This window comes from Pseudonocardia sp. ZF1, assembly GCF_056835605.1.
In genome coordinates, this window is record NZ_JAJNBY010000001.1 from 668,616 (window position 1) to 694,571 (window position 25,956).

Consider the following 25,956-nt stretch of genomic DNA (forward strand, 5'->3'; position numbering starts at 1 on the left):
GTCCTCCTCGACTCGGTTGCTTCTATCCTGATCGGCGAACCGGACGCGGTGAACCGTCGTCCGGACCGGACAGTCTTTCCGTAGGGGAAAGGAGTGGGGGTGGAGCTGCCCGAGTTCGACGACCTGCGCTTCTTCGCCGGGGTCGCCGCCGCGGGCACGCTGACCGAGGTGGCGCGCCAGTGGGGTGTGTCGGTGTCGGCGGTCAGCAAGCGCCTCGCCCGCCTGGAACGACGTCTGGGCGTCCGCCTGGTCAACCGGTCCACCCGACGTCTCACCCTGACCGACGAGGGCCGCCGCTACGCCGAGGGCGCCCGCGACGTGCTGGGCCGGATCGACGACCTGGAGGACGAGATCGGCCGGCGTCGCTCGGGGCTGCACGGGCGGATCGCGGTGCACTCGTCGATGGGGTTCGGCCGGGCGCACGTCGCGCCGCTGCTCGGCACGTTCGAGGCGGCCAACCCGGATCTGCGCATCGACCTGGAACTGTCACACCTGCCGGTCGCCGTCGGCGGGTCCGGCTACGACTTCGCGGTGCGTGTCGGACCGCTGCCCGACTCGCGGTTGCACGCCCGGGTTCTGCACCGCAACCGGCGCGTGGTGTGCGCGGCGCCGTCGTACGTGGGCCGCCGCGGCGCCCCGCGCACCCCCGCCGACCTGGCAGGACACGACTGCATCGTGATCCGGGAGAACGACACCGCCTACGCCCACTGGCGTTTCGGGACCGACGCCGACGCCGCCGGGGTCCGCGTGACGGGCGCGATGACCTGCAACGACGGCGAGGTCGCGACGGCGTGGTGCCGGGCCGGCCGCGGGCTGGTGATGCGCTCGCTGTGGCAGGTGGCGCCGCTGCTCGCGTCGGGGGAGCTGGTGCAGGTGCTGGCGGACATCCCGACGCCGTCGGCGGACCTGCTGGCGGTGCACGGTGCGGACCCGCCCCGGCGGGTCCGCGCGGTGCTCGACCACCTCGTCGACGGGCTGGCGGAGCGGCTGCCGGTCAGGCCGGCTCCCGTTCCCGCCGCCGCGTCCACGGCCACGTGATCACCGCCCACCCCACCGCGACCAGCACGAACTCGACGACCAGGTAGACCGGCCACGGACCCAGCAGGTCCAGCGCGGAGGCGTTGGTCGGCTTGTGGGCGAGGAAGCCGTAGTTGGTGCCCGCGGCCAGGTTGAACGGCAGCACCACCGCCGCCCAGGCGATCGTGGCCGCCAGCGTCACGGCCATCCCGCGCCAGGTCGGCCGCACCCCGGTGCCCCAGGTCAGGTACACCGCGGCCCACGTCACCAGCAGGTGCAGCGCCCAGAAGTGCAGGAACGCGACGTGCGGGAAGTCGGGGGAGTCGGTGGCCGGGGTGAGCAGCGCCTGCGGGGTCAGCGTGAGACCCCAGTAGTACAGCGGTGCGCACGCCCACCAGCGCCGTGTCCACAGGGCGACCGCGGCGGTCATCCACGACAGGTCCGACAGCTGCAGCGGCAGCGAGATGTGCACGTCGAAGGTCTGCGGGGTCAGCAGCCGCAGCTGCAGCGGCACCAGCAGCACGACGACCACGACGGCGAACGCCCGCGAGACGCCCGGCTCGGCGGGGGTGCCGCGCAGCCGTCGTCCCAGGGCCACCAGCGCGACGGCGCCGAGGACCCCGACGGTCAGCGCGGCCCAGTGGGTCGCGCCGTAGGGCACGAAGACGCCGGTGTCTCCCATCGCCCGATCATGACGGACCGGGCAGCGCCGCGAGCAACCGCCACAGCGGGCGCTGCACCGCGTCGGGGATCCCGGCGAGGGAGAAGTCCAGGTCGTGGGCGACGTTGAGTCGCGCGAGGCGGCGCAGCGGCGGCAGTCGCCCGGCCGTCGCCAGGATCCGGAACTGCTCCTCCAGGGGCCCGGCGGGGGTCTCGACGGTGCGCACGCGCACCGGGCCGTCGCCCCCGTTGCCGAACGAGTGCGTGACGCCTGGCGGCACCACGATCCCGTCGCCGGGGTGCAGCAGGCTCGTCCAGCCCCCGGCCCGTACCCGCAGGACGCCCTCGAGCACGGTGAACGACTCGGTGGCGCCCCGGTGCCGGTGCGGCGGGGGACCGGCCACCCCGGGCGGTACGACGGCCTCGAACTCGAAGGCCGGGGCGCCGCTGTGCAGCACGTCGATCGTCTCGCCGGACGGCATCTCGATGCGGCTCACGGCGGCCTCCCGGCTCAGGCGCCGGCGGTCCCGGCGGCCTCGGCGTCGTCGTCGGTGTCGTTCTTCTTCCGCTTCGGCACCAGGTGCGCCACGGCGACGATCACCGCGCCGACCACGACCCCGAGGATCGCCGAGCCGACGGTGTTGGTGAGCCAGCCCAGGAACCCGCCCAGCGCACCGGTCGCGTCGGCGACGGCCACCTCCAGATGGTGCACCAGGTCGTAGATCGGGGAGAAGCCCAGCTCATCCATCCCGACGAGCAGGATGTGCCCGCCGACCCACAGCATCGCCGCGACGCCGACGACCGACAGCGTCGTCAGCACGATCGGCATGGCCTTCACCAGCCCGCGCCCAAACGACGCGACGGGGCCGGAGCCGCGCTTCGCCAGGGCCAGGCCGGCGTCGTCCATCTTCACGATGAGCGCGACCGCGCCGTAGACGAGCGCGGTGATCGCGACGGCGACGACGGCCAGGATGATCGCCCGGGACACGATGCCCTCGGCCGCCACCTCGTTCAGCGCGATGACCATGATCTCGGCCGAGAGGATGAAGTCGGTGCGCACGGCGCCGGAGACGACGGTCCGCTCGTGTTCGGCCGGGTCGGTGGCGGCCTTCTCGTCGCGCTCCTCGGGATGCTCGGAGTGCCCGGAGAAGTACTCCCAGAGCTTCTCCGCGCCCTCGTAGGCCAGGTAGCAGCCGCCGACCATCAGGATCGGTGTCAGCAGCCACGGCGCGAACTGGGAGAGGATCAGCGCGACCGGCAGGATGAACACGATCTTGTTGATCAGCGAGCCCCTGGCGATCCGCCAGATGATCGACAGTTCGCGTTCGGGCTTGAGCCCCTGCACGTAGCGGGGGGTGACCGCGGCGTCGTCGACGACCACACCCGCGGCCTTGGCCCCCGCGCGCCCGGCCGCGCCGGCGACGTCGTCGAGGGAGGCCGTCGTCAGGCGCACCAGCGCCGCGACGTCGTCGAGCAGGGCGAACAGTCCGCTCACCGGGTCACCGTCCGTTGCATGGCCGAATCCGTGCGCACGCGCGGAGCCTACGGGGAGAGCGGGACGAACGGGACCGAACCCGCCCGATCGCGGGGCTTGACCATGCCGCGACGGCACGGTGTCGACTGGGCCCATGGCAGAGGACACGACCACCGCCGCGCCGACCGCGACGACCGCAGGCCCGGACACCGTGGACCCGTCGGACCCGGTCGCCGGCTTCTCCGCGCTGCGCGAGGTGGCCGCGGCCGTCGAGATCCCGCTGGAGGTGCCCGGGCGGCCGACCCAACAGGGGCTGATGGTGACCCGGCACGCCGAGGTCCGCGCGATGCTCACCGACGACCGCTTCCGGCACGACGCCGCCGCGGTGCCGGAGGCGGAGAACTTCCTGCGCAACGCCCAGACCGGCCTGATCGGGCTGCCCGAGGACCTCGACCTGCTCCGCCGTCCGATGCTGGGCCGCGACGGCGAGGACCACGCGCGGCTGCGCCGGCTGGTGTCGCGGGCGTTCACGGTGCGCCGGGTGAACGGGCTGCGCCCCCGCGTCGGGGCGATCGTCGACGGCCTGCTCGACGAGATCGCCGCGGCCGGTGCCGGCGGCACCCCGGTCGACCTGGTGGAGGCGCTGGCCTACCCGGTGCCGATCGCGGTCATCTGCGAGCTCGTCGGCGTGCCGGAGGGCGACCGGGACCGCTGGCGGGAGTTCGCCCGGCTGCTGATCCAGCCCGACCCGGCGCGGATGCCCGACGTCGCCCGGGGGATGGTCGCCCACGTCCGGGACCTGATCGAGGCCCGTCGCCGGGAGCCTGCCGGCGACCTGCTGTCCGGGCTGGTCGCGGCGCACGACGAGGACGGCGACCGGCTCTCGGAGCAGGAGCTCGTCGACATGACGGTGAACCTGACCGTCGCCGGGTTCGAGACGACCGCGCACGTGCTGGCCAAGGGCACCCTCGCACTGCTCAGCCGCCCGGGCGAGCTCGCCGCGCTGCGGGCGGACCCGCAGCTGTGGCCGACGGCGGTGCACGAGCTGGTCCGCACCTGCGGCCCGATCCCGGCCGGGGCCCCGCGCTACGCCGCCGAGGACACCGAGATCGCCGGGACACCGGTGCCCGCCGGGACCGCGGTGCTGCCCGGCCTGCTGCCGGCGAACTTCGACCCACGCGTCGTCGACCGGCCCGACGAGCTGGACGTGCGCCGCGACCCCGGACGCGGCGAGGGGCACCTCGGGTTCGGGCACGGCGCGCACTACTGCCTCGGCGCCGCGCTGGCCCGCCAGGAGGTCGAGGTCGTGCTGTCGGCGCTGGTCACACGCTTCCCGGGGCTCCGGCTCGCCGAACCGGCGGACGGCCCGTCGCGGCTGGGGTTCGAGCGGCTGCCCGCCCTGCCCGTCCACGTCGACCGCCCGCCGGAAGGCTGACGCTCAGCGCGCCGCGCGGGTCTCGTAGAGCCGGCGCGACCACAGCAGGCTCCCGACGGTGATCACCACGCACCAGCCGACGGCGAGCGCGGCGTCGGCGCCGAGCCCGGCCCCGCTGCGGGGCCCGGCACCGAGCAGCCCGCGCAGGGTGTCGATGACCGGCGTGAACGGCTGGTACTCCGCGAACCACCGCAGCCCGGCCGGCATGGACTCCACCGGCACGAACCCGCTGCCCAGGAACGGCAGCAGCATCAGGAACATCGGGGTGTTGCTGGCCGTCTCCACACTGGCGGCGGCGAGCCCGAGGGCCACGGTCAGCCAGGTCAGGGCGACCGTGAGCAGCACCAACATCCCGGCGACGCCCAGCCAGGCGAGCGGCCCGGCACTGCTGCGGAACCCGAGCGCCAGCGCCACCCCGAGCACGACGACCAGACCGACCGCGGTCTGCACGAACGCGCCGACGACGTGCCCGGTGAGGACGCTGGACCGGGCGATCGCCATCGTCCGGAAGCGGGCGACGACGCCCTCGGTCATGTCGGTGGCGACCCCGATGGCGGTGCCCATCGCGACGCTCGCGACGGTCAGCAGCAGCACCGCGGGGGTGACGAAGGCCAGGTAGTCGCTGCGGTCACCGCCCAGCCCGGCGCCCATCGTGCCGCCCAGGACGACCACGAACAGCAGCAGGAACACCAGCGGCTGGGCGATCAGCATGATCGTCAGCGACGGGTAGCGGCGCAGGTGCCGGATGCGGCGGCGCAGCATCGTCACCGAGTCGGTGAGCAGGCGGGGACGGTCGAGGTCGGTGGTGTCCATGACGGCGGCGCTCATGACGCGGCCACCTCCGGGGTGCTCGGGTGGTCGGTGAGGGCCAGGAAGACGTCGTCGAGGTCGGGCGTGTGGGTGGTCAGCTCCTCGGGTTCCACCCCGGTCACGGCGAGGCGGTCCAGCAGGTCCCGCAGGTCGCGGGCCCCGGCGGCGGGCAGCTGCAGCGTCACCGCGGCGGTGTCGGCGACGGCGGCGGGCAGCACGGTGCGGGCGGCGGCGAGGGCGTCGTCGTCGGCGAAGCGCAGGCGCACGTGCCCGCCGGGGACCCGGGCCTTGAGCTGCGCCGGGGTGCCGCGGGCGACGAGCCTGCCCCCGTCCAGGACGGCCACCTCGTCGGCGAGCTGGTCGGCCTCCTCCAGGTACTGAGCCTTTGCCAACCTGACGGACGGGCAGGTCAGAGCGTGTGCGGCGTGGCGTGACCTCGAAGGGGTGAAGCTCCTGGTAGACGAGCGGTTGCTGAGACCAATCCGTCCGACCAGGAGCTTCAAGGTGCTGTCCTACCCGTCCGGGATGACCGTGTCCACCCACACGCTGAAGATGGTCAGCACGCTGCTGCGTCGTCACCGCCGCGAACGCGCGACCCGCTGGCGCAGGCTCACCCCGGGCCGTCAAGCCCTGCTGGTCGTGGCGCACCTGCGCACCGGTGACACCTACGCCCAGCTGGCCTGCGGATTCAAGGTCGGGACCTCCACGGTGTACCGCTACCTGCGCGAGGCCATCGACCTGCTCGCTGCGATGGCCCCGACCCTGGAGCAAGCGATGCAGGTCGCGGCGCGCAAAGCGTTCGTGATCATCGACGGGACCCTGCTGCGCATCGACCGGGTCGGCATGGCGAGCGGCTATGACCGGGGGTTCTACTCGGGCAAGCACAAATGCCACGGGCTGAACGTGCAGGTCATCGCCGACCCGGTCGGCCGGTTGGTGTGGATCTCCCCGCCGCTGCCCGGGGCCCGTCACGACATGGGCGCAGCCCGCGAGCACGGCATCATCGACGCGCTCACCGAGTACGCGATCCCGGCCGCCGGCGACACCGCCTACCAGGGTGCCGGGCCTACGGTCGCGGTCCCGCAGCGCCGTCGGCGCCTCGACCCCGACACCGGTCGTTACCGACCCTTGTCGGTGAACCAGAAGGCGGTCAACGCCGCGCACGCCCGCCGTCGCGGGCCGGGCGAGCGGGTCAACGCCGAGCTGAAGACCTGGAAGGTCCTGCGCAAGATCCGCTCCAGCCCGAACCAGGCCGCAGCGCTCATCGCCGCAGTTCAGACCCTCATGATCGCCAACACTTGATCAGGTTGGCAAAGGCTCAATCTCGTCGAGCTGGGCCTGGGTGACGTCGCCGAGGCTGGTGCCCTTCGGGAAGTACTGCCGGAGCAGCCGGTTGGTGTTCTCGTTCGTGCCGCGCTGCCAGGGGCTGGCCGGGTCGGCGAAGTAGACCTCCAGCCCGGTCCGCTCAGTGACGATCTTGTGTCGGGCCAGTTCCATCCCGCGGTCCCAGGTCAGCGTGCGGCGCAGCTGCTCGGGCAGCCGGCACATCTGCTGCGACAGCGCCCAGGTGACGGTGTCCATGTCGCGTCCCTGCAGGGCGACGAGCACGGTGAACCGGGTGGTGCGCTCGACCACGGTGGCGATCTGGGTCGTGCCGCGCCCGAGCAGCAGGTCGCCCTCCCAGTGCCCGGGCACCGCCCGATCGGCGACCTCGGCGGGGCGCTCGCGGATCGAGACCGCGTCGGTGATCTGCGAGCGCCACTGCCCGGTGGTGGTGTTGTGCACGTTGCGCCGGATCGGCCGCCCCGACCGCAAGTGCTTCTGCAGGGTCTTGGCCAGTACGCCGCGGGTCTGCACGAACAGCGACTTGTAGATCGTCTCGTGCGACACCCGCATCCCTGAGCCCGGCTCGAAGTGCTTGGCCAGGTGCCCGGCGATCTGCTCGGGCGACCAGTCCTCGCCGAGTCTGTCAGCGACGAACCCGCGCAGCAGCGGACGCCGCGCGAGCAGGCACACCTTCGGGCGCCGTGCCCGGCGCCAGGCACGATCCTCGGCGTCGACCGCCCGGTACTTGCGCCGGCCCTTGTTGCGGGCGATCTCGCGGCTCACCGTCGAGGCGGGTCGGCCGATCTCGGCCGCGATCGCGCGCATCGACTTGTTCTGGCCCAGCCCGCGCGAGATCTCCTCGCGCTCGGCGGCAGTCAGCGTCCCCGGTCGGCGCCGGCGTGGCGGCGGAACATAGCCCCCGCTCGACTTGAGCACCGTGAACACTGAACCCGGGGGCCGCTCGATCGCCCGAGCGATGTCACTGATCGACTCCCCGCGCCCCCAACGGACCCACAGATCAGTGCGGTCCTCATCGGACATCCCCGGCCTGCCCAAGCGTGCCATCGCCCACCCCTATCATGATCAACTACCTGTGGGGTGTTGCGCTGACCGGTTGAGTCCAAGGAAGCAGCCTTGAGGATCTCGTTGGCCCGCTTGAGCTCCGCGACCTCCCGGCGCAGCCGCTTGACCTCCTCGGACTCCTCAGTGGTGGTGCCCGGCCGGACACCACCGTCGATCTCGGCTTGACGGACCCACTTGCGCACCGTCTCCCCGGTGCCGACCCCGAGCTTGGTGGCGACGGCGTTCATCGCCGCCCACGGCGAGTCGTAGTCCGACTCGACCTCGGCGACCATGCGCACCGCCCGCTCACGCAACTCCGGCGGATACGGCGGCTGGGAACGACGTGTCATGACTCCATCTCCTCAGAAGATCAAGTCTCCCGACACGCCGGGGCGGTTCACGACGAGTTCTATGCGTGGGGGTGGGCGTTGACCGAGCTGTTCGACCGCACCGACGAAGCGTTGCAGGTGCTGCAGCGCCAGGTCGAGCACTACGGCGACCACCGGCTTCTCGCCGACGACGAGGGCGCGGACCCCGCCACGCGGATCGCGGAGATCACGGCCCGACTCTCCGCGACCCGGGCCGCGCTGGCGCCGGCCCGGCAACGGGTACGCGAGTACCGCAGCGCGGCAGCGCACCTCTCGGTCGCGATCGACCCGGACCCCCAAGCCCAGCCGTGACGGTCGCGCCGCGCGGACAGCCCAGACGCTGCGTGCGTGAGCCGCGCCGTGGCTCAGGAGCCTGTCGGTATCACGCGCTGACCCCACGAGCCCTGACGGTGCACTCGTGGCGGACGTCGTCTTCGAGGGCGGCGGGCTGGACACCGCGTAACACCCCACCGGCGGCGAGATCTGGTGGAACCTCTACGAAGCCACCGGTGCATCGCAGCCACCGACTCTGACATGCCCGACTGGCAGCTCGTGCCGTCACCGAGGAGCCGCCCACCGCGGCCGCGTGGCCGCCATCGGGGGCGTCGGCCGGCGGCCGCGGTGACGCACCGGCCGGGGCATCTGAGGGGTCGGCCGGACAGGGCGCCCGGGCCGGCTGGCGCACCGCCGAAGGTGGCTCGCACCGCAACCCGGACGGTGCGCAGGGTAGCCGACTCATCGCGACACGCTTCACAGGTGGCGGGCGACCGTCGCGCAAGGCGGTCCTCATACCAGCTGAGCTGTCTGTCGAGTCGGCTCGGACCGATCGGCGGATGGCCGCCGATCTGGGTACGGTTGTGAGATCAACAGTCGGCTATCACGTCCGTAATCGAGGCGCCGTGGCCTGCCGCCGGGGTGGGCGGGAGTGAGCCCCTGCGGGGCTGAGGAGCAGGGAGCCCGCCAGATGGATCCGGTCGAGGGGGAGCAGTTGACCGCGGCGCTGGCCCGGGCCGCCCGGTCGGTTCTGCGTGGCCGGTTGCGCTCGCCTGAGGATGTCCTGGCCGAGGTGGTGGCGGCGGCGGCGCGGGCGGTTCCCGGTGCGGACGGGGCCGGGATCACCCAGGTCGGGCGGGACGGGCGGGTGTCGGCGCGGGTGCCCAGCTCGTCGTGGGTGGCCGAGCTCGACCGGCGTCAGGCCGATCTCGGCGAGGGCCCGTGTGTGCTGGCATCGCGGATCGCTCTGGGGGTCGACGAGATGTCGACGGTGGTGCAGGTCGCCGGGCACGATCAGGTGATCGAGGTCGCGGATATGGCGGTGACCGGGCGGATGCGGTGGCCGCGGTGGGCCGGCGAGGCCGTGGCGGCCGGGGTGGGCAGCCTGTTGTCGTTCGCGATGGCTCCGCCCGAGGAGCCCGGCTCGGCATTGAACTTCTACGCCCGTGAGACCGACGCGTTCACCGAGGTTAGTGTGCTGGCGGGAGAGGCGTTCGCCACGCAGACCGCGATCGCGCTGTTCGGCGCCCGGCGCGCGGCGCAGATGCACCGGGCGATGCAGAGCCGGGACGTGATCGACCGGGCCAAGGGCGTCCTGATCGAACGGTTCGATGTCGACGACGATCAGGCATTCGCGATCCTGGTCGAAGCCTCCCAGAACACCGACGCCAAGCTCGTCGACGTCGCCCGCGAGGTGAGCACCCAGGCCCAGCGACGCCACCACTGACGCCGCCACCACTGACGCCGCCGGCATCCCGGCGAGCGACACTCTCGGCGGCCCTCGCCGGTGCGAACCTGACGCGCCTCGAACTCGGTGCCCGACCGGTGGCGCGACAGCAGACAGCGGCCCCTTCACGGCACCCGGGACGAGCCGGGCGAGCAGTAGGGGGCTCGGTCAGACGGGGCTGAACAGGTCCGGCCCGATCAGGCCGCCGCCCGATCCTCCGTCACCGCCGCCGGGTCCAGAGGCCGGTCGCCGCCGCATAAGCATGGCTACCGCCAGCGCCAGGAGCCAGAGCACCTGCACGGCGGGACCGGCCAGGATGACCGGCAGACCGCGACCGACGACCGGGACGGACCGCCCGCCGATGACGGTCACAATGATCAGTCCGGAGTCGGTCTGAGCGCGGTCCAGGGGCACGTCGGGGCCGATCACGCTGCACCAGTATGGCGCAGACGACAGTGTCATGTGCGTCAGGCCGACGAATCGGGTACGTGGAATTATGCGGATGACGGGCGCCGGAGCCATCGATCGGCTCGTCGACCTAGTCGCACAGCCCGATCTGCAGCTCGTCGCGCTCACCACCGGGCTGGCCGCGCTCGCCGGGCCGCTGTCCGGGCAGGTGGTCTGGGTCATCGCTGTGCTGCTCGTGCTGGCCTCGGTGCTGCCCGGCCACAGCGCCGGGCCGGTCGACGGTCACGGCAGCTCCGGTGGCGGCGGCGCCGGCGACGGGGGCGGTGGTGGCGGCGGCGGGATACGGCCCTTCGGCCCACGTTCACCCTCGCCGACCGGGGCGCGCCGCCGTTGAGCGCGCCGTGCTCGGCTCGTCCGACCGCGTCGATCCGTTCCCGGGGGTAAACGCCGGGGCCGGGCCTGCGACCATGCGGCAGCCTGCGCCACCCGGCGAACGCTCCCAGCAGCGAGCATGAGTCCTCTCGTCCGCGGCAGGTCGCCGCTCACGCGGTTTCACCCGCTCCGCGGGCGGGGCTCGGTGTTGCGGGCGCCACGCCGGCGCGCTGTCTCGTGGATCGGGGGTTCGGGCGCGGCGCCGGAGCAATCGCCCTCGCTGCAGGCTGTGTACTTCGGCCCGATGGGGGTAGCTCTACCGGTCCGCGTCAGCGTGTCAGCTCCACGCGAGACCACGGAGATCAGGAGGTCGACAGACGCGGATCCGGTGCCGCCGCTTGACCCCTGTTGAGGCGGCGACACCACAGGTGACCGACCGGGAACGCGTCGCGCCCGCCATCGCGGCCCCGGTCGGTCACCCGGTATCGGCCTGCCTCGCGGAGTACGTGCTGCGCCAGGCGACGCGATCTGGCCGTGCTAGCCGTCGTCACCTCGCGCCCCGCGCGTTCCTCTATGAGCGGTCACGGTGCGCGAGCGCCGTGGCCGCGCCTGGTCTAGGCGGTATGAGCTTAAGACCCCCAGCGTGGGGCCTGTTACTACACGCGAAGGCGATCCGCTCGGTGGTCCCGGTGGCCCGGGGGTCGGTGCGGCGCTGGCGCGGGTCATGGAAGGTGCAGCGCAGAGCTGCTGTCGCATCGCGGTGGTGGGTGAAGGGCAGCCTGGAGCTGATCGTGGCCGGGGCGGTCGCCTCGATCCCGTTCCCGCCCGCCGACGCGTGAAGCACGGTCCTTCGGGTACGCAGCTGGTCATGGACCACGAGATTCGTGCCCTCGCACTAGTGTGCAGCCTCAAGCCCGGCCCGCAGGCCTCAAGCAGCGAGGTGATGGCCCGACAGGTGCTCGACGCCATGGCCGATCACGGTGTCGCCGGCGACACGCTGCGGGTCGCCGACTACGACGTGAAGCCCGGCACCGCGGCCGACATGGGCGAGGGTGACCAGTGGCCGCAGATCCGCAGCCGGATCTATGACGCGGACATCCTGGTGTTCGCGACCCCGACCTGGGTCGGGCACCCGTCGAGCGTGGCACAGCGGGTCCTGGAGCGGCTCGACGCGGAGCTGTCCGAAACCGACGACCAGGGGCGACCCGAACTGTTCGGCAAGGTCGCGGTCGTCGCTGTGGTCGGCAACGAGGACGGCGCACACAAGATCGTCGCCGACTCGTTCCAGGCACTCAACGACATGGGGTTCACCATCCCCGCAGGCGGAGCGACCTACTGGAACTCCGAAGCGATGAACCCGGTCGACTACAAGGATCTCGACCAGACCCCGGAACCGGTCGCGGCGACGACCGCGACGCTGGGCCGCAACGCCGCCCACCTGGCCCGGGTGCTCGGCGCCCAGCAGTACCCGGCCTCCTGAGACCGAGCCCCCTTCAGGGATGTCCAGTTTGCGCTGCGCGGTAGTTGCCGGGCCGGGGCGTCAGCGGCAGGGCACGACGATGCGCTACTACCGCGCGGTGAACAGCCTGCAGCACAGCGCCGTGCACGGCCTACCGGCGGGCCCGCCGCGACTGGATGGGCGCTGTGCAGTAGCGGCCAGTTGATCTGAGGGTCGGCCTGGCGGTCGGCGTGATGCACAGGGCCAGGGTCAGTGACGCTGGCCGTTCCCGTCTCAGAGCAGGTCTACCTCGAGCGACGGGTCGACGCGACGCAGTCGCTCTGGGTCCGTGGACAGCGCCGGCCATCCCCGCTCCCGGCACAAGGCGGCTACGGACGCTGCCAGCGGGTCGTACACCGAGGCTGCGGAGGTCTCGTCGAGCAGACGGGCTGCCTCGGCGGGGGAGTCGGTCAGGACGACATAGGGCGCGGCGAGCAGCAGGTCAACCTCGGCGACGAGGCCCGGCCGCAGACAGAGGGCCTCGTCACGAGCGAAACGCGGAACGACGAACGTGAGCCCCAGTTCCCAGGCCAGGGCGTACCAGGTAGCCATGCCCAGATGCCCGTTGGCGTAGGCGTCGAGCGCGCTCGCGTCGAGGACCTTCCCGCTCACAGTGTTCGCGGTAAGCGCAGGTTGAGTGCTCAGGACACGTCCGCCACGGGGTAATGCGCTCGGATGTGATCCTCGCCCGGCCACTCACGGCCGGCGGTGGCGTAGATGCGCCGGTAATGCTCCAAGGTCGGAGCGCCGAACCGGGTGGCGTGGTCGCGCACGACCTGGTCGTGGCGAGAGTCGCGCCGCTCAGGACGCAGCTCTCCCGGCCCGGCCGCGGCGATCGGAACGATGTCGGCGACGGCGTGGCCCTGACGGACGACGCGAACTCGTGAACCTTTCGACGCACGCTCGATCGCGGCCGCGACCCCATCCGGATCGTCGGGCGACACTTCGAACGCCTCGCTCACAGGAGACATCGTAGCGCTACCACCACAAGCTGAGGGCATCCTGCGCAGCCGCGGCACCGAGAAGGACACCTGCGCGGTCGTCCTGCAGGGCTGCAGCCCCTCGACCGTCGCACTCCGTGACGGCTATCTGATCGAGACGCGGCGGTACCACAACGGCTCGGCGTCTCGCGCCGCATCTGGGACTGTGGCGCTCGGGGATGCGCAGTGATGACACGTGAAGACGGGCTGGATGCCGGGTCGCGACCGCCCCACATCAGGCGGAAACCTGCTTCGCACTTACCGAACGAGTGGCGAGCCGCCGATGTGCGCGGACGCCGCGCATCTCGAGGCTTGTCACGCCGAATCGGCCAGGATGCGGCACAGCGCGATGAGCAGGTCGGTCTGGGTGACCATGCCGCGCAGGCGGTTCCGCTCGTCGACGATGACGACGGCGTGCGTGCGTCCGTCGGTCAGGATGCGGCTCAGCGCTGCGAGGGGCGTGTCCGCCGAGGCCGTCGACGGTAGTGAGGCCATCGAGCCGACGGTGCCCGCGGGGTGCGCGAGCTCGCGGAGCCCGAGAGTGCCGACGACGGCGCCGTCGTCGTCGAGCACCGGCACCGTCCGGACGTCGTGCTCGAGCAACAGGTCCCGCGCCGTCGTCGGATCGTCGCCCGACCGGACCGAGACGGTGTCGCGCGACATCACGTCCGCGGCGACGAGGTCGCCGTGCTGCCGGACGAGCGCCTGGGTCTCGACCTCGCGCAGCAGCAGACCGATGTCGTCGCGGTCGATGTCGAACGTCTCGCCGATCTCGGCCAGCGCCCGGTCCACGTCGTCGGCCCGGAAGCAGCTGCGGCGATCGGCCCGGTCGGACGGCGCCGTCCGGTGTGGGTAGGGGTGCCGCGACAGGCGGTGGAACAGCCACCCCATCGCGACCAGGACGACCGAGTTCACCCCGACCGGGAACAGGGCGAACAGCGGGCCCGCTCCGGTGATCACGCTGCCGCCGATGACGGCCGTCAGGGCTGCGGCCCCTCCGGGTGGGTGCAGGCAGCGCAACAGCGACATCGTCGCGATCGCCACGGCGACGGCCAGCCCCGCCTGGGCGAGGACGTCGGGTACGACCAGCCGCGCCCCGACCCCGATGAGTGTCGAGACGACGTTGCCCGCGATGACCGGCCAGGGCTGCGCGAGCGGGCTCGACGGCACCGCGAACACCAGGACCGCCGACGCCCCGACCGGTGCGACGATGAACGGCAACGCCGCGCCCGGCCCGACGACGAGCGCCCCGATGGCACCGGCGACCGAGATGGCCGCGAGCGCCCCGGCACAGGCGAACAGCCGGTCGGACAACCGGGCACCGGCGAGGATCGGGCGGAACTGCGGGAGTCGGCGCGAGAGAGCCGCCACGCGCGTCCTCCAGGAACTCTCGACCCGTCGATTCCGGCAGCTCGTGGCGCCGGTCGGGACGTTACGGGCAGATGTCGTTCCAAGTCATCCCGTACCTCGTCCAAGGGCTGGGCAGGAGTGGCCTCTCCAGGCAGGCAGGGCATGACCGTCTGACCAGGCAGGATCGTGAGCGGCGATGCAGGCTGACGATCTCCGACGGGAGTCGGCTCCACGTTGCCGCCTACCCGTCAGGCCGCGTTCCGATCGCCCAACCAGTGTCCACTCGAGCCGGCAGCTGAACGGTTCAGATGCGGGCGGTCATCATGCCGCCCACGACTGCTTCGCCAATGACCCGGCACCATTGAGCCTTTGCCAACCTGATGGACGAGCAGGTCAGCTGGCGTGCGGCGTGGCGTGACCTCGAAAGGGTGAAGCTCCTGGTAGACGGGCGATTGCCTAGATCAATCCGCCTGACCAGGAGCTTCAGAGTGTTGTCTTACCCGTCCGGGATGACCGTGTCCAGCCGCGCGCTCGGCCTGCTCGCCGACGCGCTGTGCGCGCACCGCAACCAGCGGGCTACACGCTGGCGCAAGCTCTCCGCCGGCCGCCAGGCCCTGCTGGTGGTGGCCTATCTGCGCAAGGGCGAGACCTATGCCGACCTGGCCTGCGGGTTCGAGATCGGCACGTCAACGGTCTACCGCTACGTGCGCGAAGCGCTCGCCCTGCTCGCGGCGATGGCCCCGACGCTGGAGCAGGCGATCGAGGTCGCCTCACGCAAGGCGTTCGTGATCGTCGACGGCAGCCTGCTGCGGATCGACCGGGTCGGCATGGCGTCCGGCCGAGACCGCCCCTACTACAGCGGCAAGCACAAGGCCCACGGGCTGAACGTGCAGGTCATCGCCGACCCGGTCGGCAGGCTGGTGTGGATCTCCCCGCCGCTGCCTGGCGCGCGGCACGACATGGGAGCCGCCCGCGACCACGGGATCATCGAGGCGCTGACCGCGCATGAGATCCCCGCGGTCGCCGACACCGCCTACCAAGGCGCCGGTCCGATGGTGGCCGTGCCGCAGCGGCGTCGGCGCATCGACCCGGACACCGGGCGCTACCGGCGCCTGTCGCGCAACCAGAGGGAGGTCAACGCCGCACACGCCCGCCGACGCGGGCCGGGTGAGCGGGTCAACGCCGAGCTGAAGAACTGGAAGGTTCTGCGCAAGATCAGATCCTGCCCGGCCCGGGCCGCCGAGCTCGTCGCCGCAGTTCAGACCCTCATGATCGCCAACGGATGATCAGGTTGGCAAAGGCTCACTGGGTGGTCAGCAGCACGGTCACGCCGCGGCCGACGAGGTCGCGCACGGCGTCCCACAGGCCGCGGCGGCTGCGCGGGTCCAGCCCGGTGGTCGGCTCGTCGAGGAACAGCACCTGCGGGTCGGAGACCAGCGTCATGGCCAGGTCCAGCCTCCGGCGCATCCCGCCGGAGTAGGTCCCGGCCCGGCGGTCCGCGGCGTCGGCGAGGTCGAACCGGTCGAGCAGCTCGCGTACCCGTTCCCGGCGCCGCCCGCGGGGCAGGTGGTGCAGGTCGGCCATGAGCCGCAGGTTCTCCGCCCCGGTCAGCAGGCCGTCGACGGCGGAGAACTGGCCGGTCACCCCGATCGCGGCGCGGACGCCGTCGGGGTCGGTCGCCGGGTCCCTCCCGGCGATGCGGATCCGGCCGGAGTCCGGCGCGAGCAGCGTCGACAGGATCCGGACCAGGGTGGTCTTGCCGGCGCCGTTCAGGCCGAGCAGGGCGAGCACGGTCCCGGCGGGGACGTCGAGGTCGATGCCGCGGAGCACGGCGTGGTCGCCGTAGGACTTGTGCAGGGCGGCGACGGCGACGGCGGGCGGGGGTGTGGGCACGGTGGTTCCTCTCGTGGTGGTGACGGTGGACGGCGGTGCTCAGGCGCGGCGGACGACGATGTCGCCCTCGCGGGACCGGGCGTGCACGGCGACGGTGTCGACGGCGTCGCCGTCCGGGGCCTCGCGCGGTTCGAGGTCGTTGCCGACCCGGCCGGTGGTGTCGAGGTCGAGCCAGGCGGCGCTGCCCTGCGCGACGCCGATCTCCAGCCGGCCGTGCGTGCTGGTCAGCGACACCTCGCCGCGGTGGACGCGGCCGAGCCGGACGTCGCCGTAGGCGGTGCGCACGCGGGCGCCCGCGCCGAGCTCGTCGACGTCGATGGGGCCGTGCGTGCCGGTCAGCTCGGCGTCGCCGGTCAGCTCGTCGGCGCGGATGCCGCCGTGCTTGCTGCTGAGCGTCGCGGTTCCGCCGACGCGGTGGATCTGCATGCCGCCGTGGTCGGAGCGGACCGTGGCGTCCCCGGTGACGGTTCCGCCGATCCGGACGTGACCGAAGCCGGTGCTCAGGTCGGCGGAGGCGGCGTCGTCGACGCGGACGTCGCCGAAACGGGTGCGGGCCTCGCAGGCCCCGAGCGGGCCCTCGACGACGATCCCGCCGTAGGTGGTGGCGGCGGTCAGCGCCGACCCGGCGGGCAGGGCGATCCCGACCTCGATCGAGCGGCCGGGGGTGCGCGGGGTGAGCTTCTGCAGCAGCCCGAGCTGCGGGCCGGTGACGCGCAGCTCCCGCCCGGTCAGCTCGACCCGGACCCGGTCGGCGTGGGCGCGGTCGGCGTCGGAGCTGCGGACCTCGACGACGGTGTCGGTGCGGTCCGACGCGGTCACCCGCAGCTCGCCGATGGCGAGGTCCACGATCGCGGTGACGGGCTCGGGGGTGTCATAGGTGGGCACGGGGCATCGCCTCCTCGGCGTCGCGGTGACGCCGTGAGTCAGGGGTGGGTGGCAGAGGTCGTGTGGCTCAGCCGAACCAGCCGACGCGGCCGCGGCGGGCGGCGTCGGGACGGTCGGGCGCGGTGGCGGGGCGGTCCAGCGCGGCCGCGGCCACACGGGTCAGCCAGGTGTTCACGCTGAGGCCGTCCCGCCCGGCGGCCTCCTCGATCCGGGTCTTGAGCGTCTCCGGCGGCCGGAAGTTGATCCGGGCGACCGGCCCGGACTCGCCGTCGGCGCCCGCCGGTGGCGATGGCGCCACGGGTGGCGCCTCCGTCGCCGGGGGTGCCGACGGCGGGGCCGACCCTGCGGTGACGACGAACTCGGGGTCGCTGCCGCGCAGCCGCACGTGCACCGACCCCGGTGCGAGCTCGAGGGTGATCTCGTCGGCCGCCGCGGCCAGCGCCTCGAGCAGGACCAGGCGGGTCGTCGACGTCAGGGGCGTGAGCAGCCGTTCCGCGGCCGCCCGCGTGTCCTCGCCCGCGGCCTCGCCCAGTGCGGCGAACTCGGTGCGCAGGCGGTCGACATATCCGTCCAACTCCATGGCGCAACGATGGCGCCATCGTCAAGGGAGTGGCGCCACGGAGGTCGGTCGGCGCCGCGGGCTTGACCCTGCCGCGACGGCACGGTGTCCGATGGACCGGACCTGCTGACGCCGTCGAGGGAGTACGTCGTGGACCGCACCACCTGCCCGGTCGCCGCCTTCGGGCGCCTGCGTGAACAGGGGCCCGTCGTGGCGATGCCGGAGTCGCCGATGGTCGCGGCGTCGCTCGTCACCCGGTACGACGACGTGCACGCCCTGCTCCTCGACCCGCGGTTCCGCAACGACCCCACCGGGGTGCCCGGCGCCGGGGACGTCATGGGCCCGCTCCTGACGGGGCTCGGGCTGCCGCCGGAGCTCGACCACCTCGGCCGGGGCCTGCTCGTCCGCGACGGCTCCGACCACGCCCGGCTGCGCCGGCTCGTCTCGCGGGCGTTCACCGTGCGCCGGGTCGCCGCGCTGCGCCCGCGCGTGGAGCAGCTCACCGCCGAGCTGCTCGACGACGTCGCGGCCGCCGGCGCCGACGGCAGCCCGGTCGACCTGCTGCCCACGGTGTTCCGCGCGCTGCCGATCGCGGTGATCTGCGAGCTCGTCGGCGTCCCGGTGGAGCAGCGCGGACTCTGGCGGGAGCTGGCCGCCCTGCTCGTCGCACCCGACCCGGAGCGGATGCCCGACGTGGCGCGCGCCGTCGTCGCACAGATCCACGAGCTCGTCGCGGCCCGGCGGGCCGACCCGCGCGACGACCTGGTCGACGTGCTCGTCGCGGTGCACGACGACGGCGACCGGCTCACCGCCGACGAGCTGGACGTCCTGCTGTTCGACCTGGTCGTCGCCGGGTTCGAGACGACCGCGCACGTGCTGTCCCGGTCGACGCTGGCCCTGCTGACCCGCCCCGACCAGCTCGCGACGCTGCGCGCCGAGCCGTGGCGGTGGCCCACCGCGGTGCACGAGATCGTGCGGACCTGCGGCGCGGTCCCGGTGAGCACGCCCCGGTACGCGAGCGCCGACGTCGTCGTCGGCGACACCCGGATCGCGGCGGGGGAGTCGGTGACGGCCGGGCTGGTCACCGCGAACTTCGACCCGCGCCGGCACGACCGGCCCGACGAGCTCGACGTGACCCGGGACCCGGGCCGCGGTGAGGGGCACCTCGGGTTCGGCCAGGGCGCCCACTACTGCCTGGGGGCCGCGCTGGCCCGTACCGAGCTCGAGATCGGGCTGCGAGCGCTGGTCACCCGGTTCCCCGCCCTCCGCCTCGCCGAACCCGCCGACGGCCCCGCCGACCTGGGGTTCGTGCGGACCGGCGCGGTGGAGGTGCGGGTGAACCCGGTCCCCACCCGTTCGGGTGGCGCGCATCCACCGCCGTCCTGAGACAGTGATGTGGGTCACCGGTCGCGCCGCGGCGGCCGGGTGTCGGACCGGAGCGGGGGCGGTCGGGGATGACGGCGACGTCGGCGGTGCGGGCGGTCCACGACGATCCGGCCCGGCCCGCGGGTTTCCGCGGCCCCGGCCATGTCCACAAGGTCATCGCCCGGCGGCGGCTGACCGACCTGCTCGACCGGGAGGGGCCGCGCCCGCTGACCGTCATCCACGCCCCGGCCGGGTACGGCAAGACCACCGTGGCCGTCCAGTGGCTCCAGATGCTCCACGCCCGCGGCGCCACCGTCGCCTGGATGGGTCTGCACCGCGACGACGACACACCGCACTGGTTCCTCTCGCACCTGCTGGGCACCGTCCGCGGGGTCCTGCCCGACCCCGCCTCGGTCGACGACCTGCTCGGGCTCATCGAGCAGAACGCCGAGGACACCCGCACGTACACGGTCTCGGCCCTGCTGGAGATCCTCGGCGCGCACCCCGGGCCCTTCGTCCTGGCTCTCGACGACTGGCACCTCGTCGAGAGCCCCGAGGTGCACCGCACGCTGATGCAGCTGCTCGACCTCGCCCCGCCGAACCTGGTCGTCGTGCTGACCAGCCGCCGTCGGCCACGGCTGCCGCTGAGCCGGTTGCGGGTCGGCGCCCGGCTCACCGAGATCGACGCCGACGCCCTGCGCTTCGACCTGGTCGAGACCCGGGAGTTCCTGGTCGAGCTGAACGGACTGTGCCTGGGTGGCGACGACGTCGCCCGGCTGTCGGAGGGGACCGACGGCTGGGTCGCGGCCCTGCAGCTGGCGTCGCTGTCGCTGCGCGACACCGACGACCCGGAGACGCTGATCCGCGGCTTCTCCGGCCGCCACCACTCGGTGGGGGAGTACCTCGCGGAGAACGTGCTCGACGCGCTGCCCGCCGACCTGCTCGACCTGCTGCTGGCGACCTCGGTGTGCGACCGGCTCTGCGGCGGCCTCGCCGGGGCGCTGGCAGGGCGGCCCGACGGCGGGGTGGCACTGGCCGAGCTGGAGTCGCGGGACCTGTTCCTGCGGGCGCTGGATCCCGAGCGGGAGTGGTTCCGCTACCACCACCTGTTCGCCGAGTACCTGCGCCGCAGGCTGGAGCGCGACCGCCCGGGCCGGGCCGCGGAGCTGCACCGGCGTGCCTCGGCCTGGTTCGCCGGGCACGACCTGGTCACCGAGGCCGTCGTCCACGCGCTCGCGGGCGGCGACGTCGCCGGGGCCACCGACCTCGTCGAACGGCACGCCATGCCGCTGGTCGAGCACAGCCGGATGGTGAGCCTGCTCGGGCTGGTCCGTCGGCTGCCGCCGACCGCCGCCGACGGGCGTCCGCGGCTGCTGATGGCCGTGGCCTGGGCGAACTGCCTGCTGCAACGCAGCGACGCCGCGCAGGCCACGCTCGACGTCCTGCGCGCGGCGCTGCCGGCCGACGACGCCCACGACGAGTTGCACAGCGAGGCCGACGTCGTACAGGCGTGCATCGACGTCTACGCCGACCGCACCGACCGCGCCGAGCTGCTGGTCCGGCGCAGCCTGGACCGGTCACTCGTGTACCGGCCGTGGGTGGTCGCGGTCGCGGCGAACATCCAGTCCTTCTGCGACCTGCACGCGGGACGTTTCGAGCGCGCCCGGGAGCGTCAGCGGTGGGCACGCCGCGTCCACGACCGCGCCGGCGGACCGTTCGCCGGGGTCTACGGCCGCTGTTTCGCCGGGATCGCCGCGCTGTCGACCCTCGACGTCGACGGGGCCGAACGGCAGCTGCGCGACGCGGTGGCGCTGGCCCGGGAGATGGCCGGGCGGCGCTCGCACGCCGCACAGCTCGCCGGGGCGCTGCTGGGGGAGCTGTGCCACCTGCGGGGCGAGCGCGAGGAGGCAGAGCGGCTGCTGACCGAGAGCGCGGAGCTGGGCGCGGAGAGCGGCGTCGTCGACTTCATGGTCGCCAGCTACGCGCTGCTGGCCCGGATCCGGGCCGCAACCGGCGCCGGGGACGAGTCGGCCGAGCTGCTCGCCGAGGGGGCCCGGGTCGCGGACCGGCTCGGGCTGCCCCGGCTGCGGGCCGCCGTCGGCGCGGAGCGGATCGACCAGTTGATCGTCCGCGGCCGCATCCGGCAGGCCCGCCGGGCCGCGCAGGAGCTGCCGACCGGCGCCGACCTCGACGGCGGGATCGCCGTCCGGGTGGACTCCGTCCGCGTCGCCGCGCTGGCCGCGGTGCTCGCGGCCGAGGGCGAGACCGACCGCGCGATCGCGCTGTTGGAGGAGCTCGCCGCCGAGGCCCGCCGCCGGGGCCGGGTGCGGGAGGAGACCGAGCTGACCGTACGCCTGGCCGGGGTGCTGGAGAGCGCGTCACGGCGGCTCGCGGCCGAGCGGATCCTGGCCCCGGCGCTGGAACGGGCGGTGACCGCCGGCGCCCCCCAGCTGGTCCTCGACGGTGGGCGCGAGGTCCGTGCGGTCGTCGCCCGGCTGCGGGCACGCGTGGCGACCGACGGTGCGGGCGATCCGGCGCCGGATCGGCTGGCGTCGCTGCTCGACGGCGGGGCCGCCGCGGCCGGATCGGCCGAGGAGGCCGGGCTGACCGCGCGGGAGCGGGAGATCCTCGTGATGCTCGACCTCGGCCGGGACAACCGCGGTATCGCCGACGGGCTCGGCGTCACCGTCAACACCGTGAAGTGGTACCTGAAGCACATCTACGGCGCGCTCGGCGTGCGCAACCGCACCGAGGCCGTGTCGGTGGCCCGCCGCCGCGGCCTGCTCGGCTGACCGCGGCGGCGGGCCGGTGCGTCACCGGAGCGAGGCGTAGACCGCCTGCTCGAACTCGCCGTAGAGCGCGAACGCCCCGGGCGACACGAACGGCAGCGAGTTCGTGTAGATCGACGCGCAGACGCCGGCGGTGCGGTCGACCCAGAAGTGGGTGTTGAACAGGCCCGCCCACGCGCCGGAGCCTGCCCGGCGACCACCCGGGACGTCGGCGGTGTTGAGCAGCAGGCCGTGTCCCCACTTCCAGCCGGGCCCGGCGTCGAACGGGAAGGTGATCGCCGGGTCGGCCGACGGGATCGCGGGCGGGAAGTCCAGCTCGCCGATCTGGTTGCTGAACGCCTCGTCGACGGACGCCGCCGACAGGATCCGCTCGCCGTCGAGCTCGCCGCCGCGCAGCAGCGCCCGCTGGAAGCGGACGTAGTCGCGCGGGGTCGAGTACAGGCCGTGCCCGCCCGCCCACCACTCCGGCTCCTGCGGCAGCAGCTCACCTGCCGAGACCCACCCGCCGTCCTCGCCCGGGACGTGCACGGTCACCGCGTTCGCGGTGCGCGCCCCGTCGAGCAGGAACATCGTGTCGTCCATGCCCAGCGGGCCGGTGATGCGGTCCTTGACCACGACGTCGAGGCCGGCCCCGGCGACGGTCTCGACGACCTTGCCGAGCCAGTCGGTGTTGATGCCGTAGGTGAACCGTTCGCCCGGATCGTGCAGCATCGGCGCGCGGAACGCACCGAGACCGCCCAGCACGTTCGGCGTCCCGGTGACCTGCTCGTAGCGGGCGAGGTCGGCGTCGAAGAACCAGTAGCCCAGGCCGGTGGTGTGGGTGATCAGGTGCCGGACGGTCGCCGGGGTCCGGGGCGCCCGCAGCCGCGGGGTGTCGCCGTCGAAGCCGTCGAGGACCTGGACCTCAGCGAACTCCGGCCGGTACTCGGTGACCGGGGCGTCGAGGTCGAGTGTCCCGGCGTCGCGCAGCTGCAGCGCCGCGGTCGTCGCGACCATCTTGGTCATCGACATGATCCGGAACTGGGTGCCGGCACCGACGTCGCCGCCGGTCCCACCGACGGTCGCGGGGCCCGCGCCGCCCTCGTAGAGCACGCCGTCGCGGTCGGCGACGATCGCCGCGACGTGCGGCACCGCCCCGCCGTCGACGCCGTTGCGCAGCACCGCGTCGACGGCGGCGCGGTCGACGGAGCCGTGGATGGCTGTTCCCATGGCGCGTTCCTCTCAGGTCCGGGTGAAGGCGGGGTAGCCGTGTGCGGCCTCGTCGGCGCACTTCTGCCGGTAGGTGCCCACCCCACCGATGTAGGACAGGACGCGCCGCGGTTTGCCCGGCACGTTCGAGCCCAGGTACCAGGAGGTCGTGTTCGCCACGAGCGTCGCGCCCGCGGTCTCCTCGTGGTGGGCGACCCAGGCGTCCTCACCCTCTGCGGTCGGCTCGATCACCGACTTCCCCTCGGCGCGCAGCGCCGCGATCGCCTCGGTGATCCACTCGGTCTGCTGCTGCAGGCAGGTGGTCATGTTGCACAGCGCCGCCGACGGTGCCAGCGGGGTCGCGGTCGTGAGCAGGTTCGGGTAGCCGTGCTTGGCCAGGCCCATGGTGGTGCGGATGTCGCGGCCCCACTCCTCGGCCAGCGAGCGTCCGTCGCGGCCGCGGATGTCGATGCGGGTCAGCGCGCCGGTCCCGGCGTCGAACCCGGTGGCCAGGATCAGCACGTCCAACTCGTGCACGGTCCCATCGGCCAGCTCGACGCCCTCGGGCCGGATCCGCGCGACGGCGTTCGTGCGGCAGTTGACCAGGTCGACGTTGTCCCGGTGGTAGACCTCGAAGTACCCGTTCTCCAGCGGGACGCGGTGGGTGCCGAAGCCGTAGTCGGTCGGCACGAGCGTCTCGACCAGGTGCGGGTCGTGGCGCAGCCGCGCGCGCATCTTCTCGCGCACGAACTCCGAGATCTCGTCGCTGACCTCCTGGTCGAAGAACATCTCCCCGAAGCTCGCCAGCCACAGCTTGAGCGAGCCGTCGGCGTAGATCTCCTCGAGGATCGCGCGACGCTGCTCGGGGGTCTTGTCGGCCCACACGTGCTCGAAGTCGTACTCGAACCCGGTGAAGGTGTGCGGGATCGTCTCGCGCAGCTCGTCGAACCGGGCGTGGTAGCGCTCCTTGTCCTCGGTGGAGTAGCTCGGGTTCTTCATGGGCAGTGCGTACTGCGGGCCGCGGGCGAACACCGTGAGGTGCCCGACCTCGGGGGCGATCGTCTGGATGATCTGGATACCGGTCGCACCGACACCGATCACGCCGACCCGCTTCCCGGCGAGGTCGAGCCCCTCGGCGGGATAGGACGAGCTGTAGGCCAGCTGCCCGGCGAAGTCCTGCGCGCCCTCGATGTTGTGCAGCGGAGCCGACAGCATCCCGGCGCAGGAGACGAAGAACTGGCAGTCGACGACGTCGCCGCGGTCGGTGCGGACCAGCCACCGGTCGCGGTCCTCGTCGAAGTGCGCGGCGGTGACACGGGTGTCGAAGCGGATGTCGCGGCGCAGGTCGAGCCGGTCGGCGACGTAGTGCAGCCAGCTCTCGATCTCGGGCTGGCCGGGGAACTTCTGGCTCCAGGACCAGTCCTTGTACAGCTTCTCGTCGAACAGGTACTGGTAGATGTAGCCCTCGGAGTCGAAGCGGGCGCCCGGGTAACGGTTCCACCACCAGGTCCCGCCGACGTCGCCGGCGGCGTCGAACGCCTGCACGGTCAGTCCCTGCTCGCGGAGCTGGTGCAGCTGGTAGAGCCCGGCGACGCCGGCGCCGAGCACGACGGCGTCGACGGTCCGGGTGGGAGTGGTCGGGTCGTTCATCGGAGACCCTCCTGCTGGTCGGTCCGGGGGGTCACGGGAACGTGATGAGCGGCTTGACGATGCGGTCCGACTTGTCCTGCATCATCGTGAAGGCCTTCTCGATGTCGTCGAAGCCGAAGCGGTGGGTGGTCATCGGGGTCGGATCGACCCGGCCGGAGAGCAGTAGCTGGAACAGCCGCGCCATCCGGGTGTTGCCGCCCGGGCAGAGTCCGATGGATGGACTTGTCGGCCATACCGAGTCCGAACGCGTCGAGCGGCAGCTTCAGCGGTTCGGGGTTCTCGTCGTGGTAGCCGATGTTGGAGACGCGCCAGCCCGCCTTGGTGACGCGTACGCACGCCTCGAAGGTCTGCGGGAAGCCGAACGCCTCGATCGCGGCGTCGACGCCCTCGCCGCCGGTCAGGTCCATGATCTGGTCGACCGGGTCGCCCGCGGTGAAGTCGACGACGTCGTCTGCGCCGAACCGGCGGGCCAGCTCCTGGCGTACGGGTCGGGCCTCGACGGCGATCACCCGGCCTGCGCCGATCGTCGCGCAGAGCCCGACCGGGCCCTGTGAGAACACCGCCACGGTCTCGCCGAGCCCGATCCGGGCGTGCTCGGCACCCAGGAAACCGGTGGAGAGCATGTCGCAGCAGTAGGCGGCCTTCTCGTCGGACAGCTCGTCCGGGATCGGCGCGAGGTCGCCCTGCGCCGCGGGCACGACGAAGTACTCGGCCATGTTGCCGTCCATCTGCGCGGTGTAGCGGTAGCCGCCGAGCGGCCCGCCGCACTGGCTGGTGAAGCCGCTCTGGCAGTAGTGGCAGCGGAAACAGGGGGTCACCGCGTTCACCGCGACGCGCTGGCCCTCGGTGAAGCCCTCGACGGCCGAGCCGAGCGCGTGGACCACGCCGACGGCCTCGTGCCCGAGGGTCACCCCGGCGGCGACGGGCAGGGCGCCCTTCACGGTGTGGACGTCGGAGGTGCAGATCAGGGCGGCCGTCGTGCGGACGATCGCCTCCTCCGGGCCGGGTTCGGGGACGGGCTTCTGTGTGACCGCGGTCTTCCCGACCTCCGGCATCACGAACGCGTTCATCATCTCGGGCATGGCTGCTCAGCTCCGTCGACGAGCGGGTGGGTCACGCCCGACCGTCGCAGCGGTCCGGGACGAAC

Annotated in this window: 25 protein-coding genes and 3 pseudogenes; 11 read left to right on the forward strand and 17 right to left on the reverse strand. The window is 72.9% G+C overall.

The genetic code is table 11. The annotated features are described in order from the left end of the window. Positions 1–99: 99 nt before the first annotated feature. Positions 100–1,038 carry a LysR family transcriptional regulator gene (locus ZF1_RS03380; RefSeq protein ID WP_208822190.1) on the forward strand — a complete coding sequence of 313 codons (939 nt, stop codon included), beginning with the start codon at positions 100–102 and terminating at the stop codon, positions 1,036–1,038. Here the strand turns inward: ZF1_RS03380 and ZF1_RS03385 are convergent. From ZF1_RS03385 to ZF1_RS03395, 3 genes are read right to left on the reverse strand one after another with little or no spacing between them, the layout of a single operon-like run. Further along, a complete protein-coding gene (locus tag ZF1_RS03385) occupies positions 995–1,699 on the reverse strand; it encodes a YwaF family protein (protein WP_482636426.1) in 705 nt (234 codons plus the stop codon). The two genes, ZF1_RS03380 and ZF1_RS03385, sit on opposite strands and share 44 nt — an antisense overlap. 7 nt (positions 1,700–1,706) lie before the next feature. Then, complete coding sequence (locus ZF1_RS03390) at positions 1,707–2,174, reverse strand: cupin domain-containing protein (RefSeq protein WP_405419603.1); 468 nt, start codon at positions 2,172–2,174, stop codon at positions 1,707–1,709. Positions 2,175–2,188: 14 nt separating this feature from the next. Beyond that, positions 2,189–3,172, reverse strand: a complete 984-nt coding sequence (locus tag ZF1_RS03395; protein ID WP_482636427.1) for a DUF808 domain-containing protein — start codon at positions 3,170–3,172, stop codon at positions 2,189–2,191. A 133-nt stretch (positions 3,173–3,305) separates the two neighbouring features. Between ZF1_RS03395 and ZF1_RS03400 the strand changes: the two genes are divergently transcribed. Beyond that, complete coding sequence (locus tag ZF1_RS03400; RefSeq protein WP_482636428.1) at positions 3,306–4,586, forward strand: cytochrome P450 family protein; 1,281 nt, start codon at positions 3,306–3,308, stop codon at positions 4,584–4,586. 3 nt (positions 4,587–4,589) lie between these two features. Here the strand turns inward: ZF1_RS03400 and ZF1_RS03405 are convergent, their stop codons facing one another. Next, on the reverse strand, positions 4,590–5,414 hold the full coding sequence (locus tag ZF1_RS03405; protein WP_482636429.1) for an ABC transporter permease: 825 nt from the start codon (positions 5,412–5,414) through the stop codon (positions 4,590–4,592). Then, positions 5,411–5,788 (reverse strand): ATP-binding protein DrrA1-3 family domain-containing protein, encoded by a 378-nt coding sequence (locus tag ZF1_RS03410; protein ID WP_482636430.1) that lies wholly within the window; start codon positions 5,786–5,788, stop codon positions 5,411–5,413. The genes ZF1_RS03405 and ZF1_RS03410 overlap by 4 nt, the downstream gene beginning before the upstream one ends. A gap of 112 nt (positions 5,789–5,900) precedes the next feature. On the opposite strand from ZF1_RS03410, the gene ZF1_RS03415 reads away from it, so the two are divergent. Further along, positions 5,901–6,698, forward strand: coding sequence for a transposase family protein (locus ZF1_RS03415; RefSeq protein ID WP_161152599.1), 798 nt, complete (start codon positions 5,901–5,903; stop codon positions 6,696–6,698). Between the two features lie 18 nt (positions 6,699–6,716). On the opposite strand, the pseudogene ZF1_RS03420 reads toward ZF1_RS03415, so the two are convergent. Next, positions 6,717–7,787, reverse strand: a pseudogene (locus ZF1_RS03420) (IS30 family transposase); the annotation flags it as partial. A 41-nt stretch (positions 7,788–7,828) separates the two neighbouring features. Continuing rightward, positions 7,829–8,134, reverse strand: a pseudogene (locus ZF1_RS03425) (transposase); the annotation flags it as partial. A 78-nt stretch (positions 8,135–8,212) separates the two neighbouring features. Here ZF1_RS03425 and ZF1_RS03430 point away from each other — a divergent pair. Together ZF1_RS03430 and ZF1_RS03435 are read left to right on the forward strand one after the other, a co-directional pair. Continuing rightward, positions 8,213–8,464 carry a hypothetical protein gene (locus ZF1_RS03430; protein WP_345645658.1) on the forward strand — a complete coding sequence of 84 codons (252 nt, stop codon included), beginning with the start codon at positions 8,213–8,215 and terminating at the stop codon, positions 8,462–8,464. A 652-nt stretch (positions 8,465–9,116) separates the two neighbouring features. Then, entirely contained in the window at positions 9,117–9,872 is a 756-nt protein-coding gene (locus tag ZF1_RS03435; RefSeq protein WP_482636431.1) for an ANTAR domain-containing protein, read from the forward strand. Between the two features lie 168 nt (positions 9,873–10,040). Here the strand turns inward: ZF1_RS03435 and ZF1_RS03440 are convergent, their stop codons facing one another. Continuing rightward, positions 10,041–10,301 (reverse strand): hypothetical protein, encoded by a 261-nt coding sequence (locus ZF1_RS03440; protein WP_345645664.1) that lies wholly within the window; start codon positions 10,299–10,301, stop codon positions 10,041–10,043. Positions 10,302–10,374: 73 nt separating this feature from the next. On the opposite strand from ZF1_RS03440, the gene ZF1_RS03445 reads away from it, so the two are divergent. The 3 genes from ZF1_RS03445 (at position 10,375) to ZF1_RS03455 (ending at position 12,132) form a co-directional block, all read left to right on the forward strand. Continuing rightward, the gene (locus ZF1_RS03445) at positions 10,375–10,674 is read left to right on the forward strand and encodes a hypothetical protein (RefSeq protein WP_345645667.1); all 300 of its coding nucleotides are present in this window, start codon (positions 10,375–10,377) and stop codon (positions 10,672–10,674) included. Between the two features lie 667 nt (positions 10,675–11,341). After that, complete coding sequence (locus ZF1_RS03450; RefSeq protein WP_482636432.1) at positions 11,342–11,491, forward strand: hypothetical protein; 150 nt, start codon at positions 11,342–11,344, stop codon at positions 11,489–11,491. A 29-nt stretch (positions 11,492–11,520) separates the two neighbouring features. Next, positions 11,521–12,132 (forward strand): flavodoxin family protein, encoded by a 612-nt coding sequence (locus ZF1_RS03455; protein WP_345645670.1) that lies wholly within the window; start codon positions 11,521–11,523, stop codon positions 12,130–12,132. Positions 12,133–12,384: 252 nt separating this feature from the next. Here ZF1_RS03455 and ZF1_RS03460 read toward each other — a convergent pair whose 3' ends face one another. The 3 genes from ZF1_RS03460 to ZF1_RS03470 all read right to left on the reverse strand — a co-directional run bounded on the left by ZF1_RS03460 (position 12,385) and on the right by ZF1_RS03470 (position 14,501). Then, the gene (locus ZF1_RS03460) at positions 12,385–12,762 is read right to left on the reverse strand and encodes a hypothetical protein (RefSeq protein ID WP_161152561.1); all 378 of its coding nucleotides are present in this window, start codon (positions 12,760–12,762) and stop codon (positions 12,385–12,387) included. 29 nt (positions 12,763–12,791) lie between these two features. Further along, entirely contained in the window at positions 12,792–13,112 is a 321-nt protein-coding gene (locus ZF1_RS03465) for a hypothetical protein (RefSeq protein ID WP_161152560.1), read from the reverse strand. Positions 13,113–13,445: 333 nt separating this feature from the next. Then, positions 13,446–14,501 carry an HPP family protein gene (locus tag ZF1_RS03470; RefSeq protein ID WP_337826584.1) on the reverse strand — a complete coding sequence of 352 codons (1,056 nt, stop codon included), beginning with the start codon at positions 14,499–14,501 and terminating at the stop codon, positions 13,446–13,448. Between the two features lie 467 nt (positions 14,502–14,968). Between ZF1_RS03470 and ZF1_RS03475 the strand changes: the two genes are divergently transcribed. After that, positions 14,969–15,766 carry a transposase family protein gene (locus ZF1_RS03475; protein ID WP_482636433.1) on the forward strand — a complete coding sequence of 266 codons (798 nt, stop codon included), beginning with the start codon at positions 14,969–14,971 and terminating at the stop codon, positions 15,764–15,766. A 19-nt stretch (positions 15,767–15,785) separates the two neighbouring features. On the opposite strand, the pseudogene ZF1_RS03480 reads toward ZF1_RS03475, so the two are convergent. The 3 genes and pseudogenes from ZF1_RS03480 to ZF1_RS03490 all read right to left on the reverse strand — a co-directional run. Then, a pseudogene (locus ZF1_RS03480) lies at positions 15,786–16,373 on the reverse strand (ABC transporter ATP-binding protein); the annotation flags it as partial. A 39-nt stretch (positions 16,374–16,412) separates the two neighbouring features. Beyond that, on the reverse strand, positions 16,413–17,258 hold the full coding sequence (locus tag ZF1_RS03485; protein ID WP_482636434.1) for a DUF4097 family beta strand repeat-containing protein: 846 nt from the start codon (positions 17,256–17,258) through the stop codon (positions 16,413–16,415). Between the two features lie 67 nt (positions 17,259–17,325). Continuing rightward, positions 17,326–17,838 carry a hypothetical protein gene (locus ZF1_RS03490; protein WP_405419587.1) on the reverse strand — a complete coding sequence of 171 codons (513 nt, stop codon included), beginning with the start codon at positions 17,836–17,838 and terminating at the stop codon, positions 17,326–17,328. Between the two features lie 129 nt (positions 17,839–17,967). Between ZF1_RS03490 and ZF1_RS03495 the strand changes: the two genes are divergently transcribed. Continuing rightward, positions 17,968–19,203, forward strand: a complete 1,236-nt coding sequence (locus ZF1_RS03495) for a cytochrome P450 family protein (RefSeq protein ID WP_482636435.1) — start codon at positions 17,968–17,970, stop codon at positions 19,201–19,203. A 68-nt stretch (positions 19,204–19,271) separates the two neighbouring features. Then, on the forward strand, positions 19,272–21,974 hold the full coding sequence (locus ZF1_RS03500) for a winged helix-turn-helix domain-containing protein (RefSeq protein ID WP_482636436.1): 2,703 nt from the start codon (positions 19,272–19,274) through the stop codon (positions 21,972–21,974). 21 nt (positions 21,975–21,995) lie between these two features. On the opposite strand, the gene ZF1_RS03505 is transcribed toward ZF1_RS03500, so the two are convergent. Genes ZF1_RS03505 through ZF1_RS03515 form a run of 3 tightly spaced genes read right to left on the reverse strand, consistent with a single transcriptional unit; the run spans position 21,996 to position 25,891 of the window. Next, on the reverse strand, positions 21,996–23,180 hold the full coding sequence (locus tag ZF1_RS03505) for a serine hydrolase domain-containing protein (protein ID WP_346101811.1): 1,185 nt from the start codon (positions 23,178–23,180) through the stop codon (positions 21,996–21,998). A 12-nt stretch (positions 23,181–23,192) separates the two neighbouring features. After that, the gene (locus ZF1_RS03510; RefSeq protein WP_482636437.1) at positions 23,193–24,809 is read right to left on the reverse strand and encodes a flavin-containing monooxygenase; all 1,617 of its coding nucleotides are present in this window, start codon (positions 24,807–24,809) and stop codon (positions 23,193–23,195) included. Beyond that, the gene (locus tag ZF1_RS03515; protein ID WP_482636438.1) at positions 24,806–25,891 is read right to left on the reverse strand and encodes an alcohol dehydrogenase catalytic domain-containing protein; all 1,086 of its coding nucleotides are present in this window, start codon (positions 25,889–25,891) and stop codon (positions 24,806–24,808) included. Before ZF1_RS03515 ends, ZF1_RS03510 begins: the two co-directional genes overlap by 4 nt. Between the last annotated feature and the right edge of the window lie 65 nt (positions 25,892–25,956).